The organism is Neobacillus drentensis, assembly GCF_036966985.1.
Taxonomy (GTDB): Bacteria; Bacillota; Bacilli; order Bacillales; family Cytobacillaceae; genus Neobacillus; species Neobacillus drentensis_E.
The window spans coordinates 1-3,567 of the sequence record NZ_JBALSN010000526.1; the positions used below are offsets into that span (position 1 = coordinate 1).

At 33.8% G+C, this 3,567-nt stretch carries 4 protein-coding genes; 2 read left to right on the forward strand and 2 right to left on the reverse strand.

Annotation, left to right across the window (positions count from 1 at the left end):
- Positions 1-486: 486 nt before the first annotated feature.
- Positions 487-762: a DUF3986 family protein gene (locus tag V7659_RS27140; protein ID WP_335543187.1), complete on the forward strand. Its 276-nt coding sequence runs from the start codon at positions 487-489 to the stop codon at positions 760-762.
- Between the two features lie 113 nt (positions 763-875).
- Positions 876-1,409, forward strand: coding sequence for a GNAT family N-acetyltransferase (locus tag V7659_RS27145; RefSeq protein ID WP_335543188.1), 534 nt, complete (start codon positions 876-878; stop codon positions 1,407-1,409).
- Positions 1,410-1,779: 370 nt separating this feature from the next.
- Here the strand turns inward: V7659_RS27145 and V7659_RS27150 are convergent, their stop codons facing one another.
- Together V7659_RS27150 and V7659_RS27155 are read right to left on the reverse strand one after the other, a co-directional pair.
- On the reverse strand, positions 1,780-2,253 hold the full coding sequence (locus V7659_RS27150) for a hypothetical protein (RefSeq protein ID WP_335543189.1): 474 nt from the start codon (positions 2,251-2,253) through the stop codon (positions 1,780-1,782).
- 11 nt (positions 2,254-2,264) lie between these two features.
- On the reverse strand, positions 2,265-3,269 hold the full coding sequence (locus V7659_RS27155; RefSeq protein ID WP_335543190.1) for a DUF3231 family protein: 1,005 nt from the start codon (positions 3,267-3,269) through the stop codon (positions 2,265-2,267).
- Between the last annotated feature and the right edge of the window lie 298 nt (positions 3,270-3,567).

Sequence of the window (3,567 nt, forward strand, 5' to 3'; positions counted from 1 at the left end):
TTGTGGTCCTGCTGGTCCGGGGGGTCCGGGAGGACAAATACATTTACATTTTTTACAACATTTACAAGATCGAATTCCCATAAAAAAAACCTTCCTTTCTTTTGGTCTATTACAGGTTATGAAAGTATTTAATTCTCTGCTTGTACTAAAAACTATTTTACGAAGAAAAATATGTGTTTTTTTGACATTTTTCGACAAACTTTTTCTATGAGTCTAAGTAAACCAAATGGAGCTGACTAACAAAACAAATACACAAAAGTGGTTAGTTGAAATTTATTTTTGCCCTAGCTGCTACTCAAGCAGCTTTAAGATTTACAAGAAAATGTGAAATAATTCACTTAAACTAAAGGGTGCTTGAGTGAAACAAGGAGTTGCGACCGGTAGCTCCTATTTCTTATTGAAGTAACGTGGCAGTTTACTTGAAGAAGGATTGTTGATTCTAACTGCCGAATTGAATAATTTAAATGATAAAAATTGAGGTGCTTAATGGATATTTTGTATGATAAAAAATATCATCTGCATATAGGTTATTACCACGATAACTGTGAATATGAGTCGATAGCATTTAAAAGGCAATCTGAGGATATATGGGATATATTCTTTGATTTTAAAGGGTATGGAATTAAAAATATTACCCCAGAAAACGAATTAACGTTAGAACCATTTGGAACAAGAATTTTTTCCATTTACAATAAAGAAATAGATTATGATATTGGAGTACAGCAGTTTAAGCAATGGTTATCCATTAATAAAATAATTTAAATCGTTGGTTAATTAAGATGACCGCTGCGATGTTTTGTTGTTGTGCTAACGGAGCAGGTTAATGGAACAGTGGAAAAGTGATATTCCATTTCTGGGAGGCGATTTTGATGAGGTTGGCAAGCGCAGAACTAAAAACAGACAGAATTTATTTACGCGAATTCCAGGTAGGTGATTGGCAGGAAGTACATAAATACGCATCACAAGAAAGAGTATGTCGGTACCAGCCTTGGGGACCAAATTCGTTGAAAGAATCTCAATCATTTGTTAAACAAGTTTTAGTTGATTCAGCAATAGAACCAAGAACAAGATATGCATTAGCTATTATTAATAAAGAATTAATTGGAGCTGGAGAATTAAACATTAGGGATATCCATAATAAAAAAGGGGAGATAGGTTATATAATTAATCCAGACTATTGGGGAAAGGGAATAGCAACTGATGTAGCAACACTTTTAATCGGTTTTGGATTTCATCAATTAAAACTTCATCGTATTTATGCAACCTGTGATCCAAGAAATATAGGTTCAATTAGAGTTTTGGAAAAGGCGGGGATGACAAAAGAAGGAAGAATTCGGGGAGATTTGTTGATGAAAGATGGATGGCGTGATTCTTTATTATTTAGTGTTTTAGAGAATGAACGGGTTTAATTTCTTCTTCAACTATCGGGTGCTTGAGTTCAACAAGGGGTTGCTGCGGCAGCCTTTTTTGCTTGTTCCACTAACGAAGCAGAATAGCTCAATAAGGTAAGTTAAAATGAGTCCAATAAAAAATAGCAGATAACTTATTATTCGTCGTTTTTCGTGAATAAAATTGATACTGGTTTTTCGATGATTATGTTTTTGGCTATTAAATCATACGAATGTAAATCAGATTAACACCTATTTTCTCCTGTGTAGTAGCCGTTCCGGTCTTTACGCTTGTTCGATATAAATGTATCAAACAAGAAAGGAGAAATGGTTTGTGAAAAAAAATTGGGAAAGAAACCTAACACAGCTAGGAACATTACATAAAAAACCATCAGATTTTATTGAATCTGATGGTTTTTTGAAGGATGGTTTTAAAAAGTGTACCAATGCATAACCCAATAATTAAAAATAATATTGGCAACCAAACCGGTCCGAAGAGTATTCCCATTATCCTCAATGTTGGGGAATAGATTAGACCAACTGTTATAAAATAAGCAGAAAACACAAACGGTAAAAACGAAAAAGATTCTATTCCACCGCCAGCGTCTTTATAAGCATCCCACATGGCAAACATATATAGACAGGGGTAAAACATCAGCCATTGATAATTCGTTCTATCAATTGCGGATTGAATATGACCATAAAAGCTTAACATGATTACTTCGTTAAAGTTTGATTGAATGTTAATCAAGAATTCTAAAGAAATGAAAAGTAATCCTTTGAGAAACTTTCCGTTTAAGATTTGGGGAAATCCTGGTAATGCAATGCTCCAAAGGACATTTTCAAGTTGATCTTTTTTCGTCATTTTATTTCCTTCTAAGTATTAGCTAATTTATCATGGTCCACTACTTTTGGTGGTTGTTCCATCCACCCATTATCAATCATTATGTTTGCAGCATCTTCGGTATATTTTAGGACTTCCCCCAAAAATCGGAGGTAATGTGTAGATAAATCACGTCTGGAACTTGTCGACAAACTTGTTCCGTAATATCCAATAGCGCCCGCGGCTAGTCCATTTACATGAAACATCATTAGTTTATCGGAAAAAGGGGAAACAGTTGAGTCTAATACTTGGTTATCCCAAGATACAGAAGCAGGAAGGGCATTTTCAATTAAAATGGAACTATAAATTTCAATATGCTTTGAAGCGATTTCTTTTCCTCTTGCTATAAAGCGACCCACTTCTTTTGATTTTGCCACTTGACTGAAGCCAATGAATGTTGCCATAGCTAACACATTTCTTTGAAGATTAGCATAAAGATTCGTTACTTCTAACGTAGTAAGTGATCTACGCTCTCCAAACCAACCGGTTAAAAAGTTTTGTTTTCGAATAAAATCGACTTTTTCAGGAGTCGTAACATAGGGTGCTCGTATATAGAGACCTTTAGATAGTAAAACATCTCCTGTTTTTTTGAGAAGTTTCTTTGAATCATCAATACATTCTGAAAAATAATCAAATACATCCGAACGTGTTGCTAAACTCAACGAGATACTATAAGCTTCTAACCCTAATGAACTCCATTGTAGAAGATAATATAGAAAGTAAGGATCCGAAAATAATCGTGGAGCTGTAATATCAACATCTTCTTCTTTAAATCCATATGGAATGGGAAATTTCTCACCTTTAAAGATTACTGTCAGTTTTTTTATGTGTGCCTCTGCTAACCCCAGTGCATATTCAACTACAAGACGAATCTCAGGATCTTCTGCTTTTGCCAAAAAGTATTTAAGTACACAAATTGAAAGGCTATCATTCATGTAAGCGGACCATAGCTGTGAAATCTCAGCAGACGTTAGTTTAATGTTCTTTTCACTTTGCAAAAGGGATTCTTCCTCCTTTCGATTGAAAAGTAATCCTCACAGTTATCTTTCCTAATAATGTAAATAAATATTTATTGTATTACGAATTCACATAGATGAGAGAAAAAAGGCTTGGACACTTTTAAATATTAAAAAGTTTAAGATTTCATGGGAAAATAAAAATGAAACTCCTGACCTTAAATAAAGAAAAAGTCATATTCCGAATGAAACATGTCTATTTATTATGTTTCATTTTGTTTATTTTTAGGGACCTTCTTTAACTAACGAAGCAGGTTTATTGAGTAACAAGGGCTTAAAT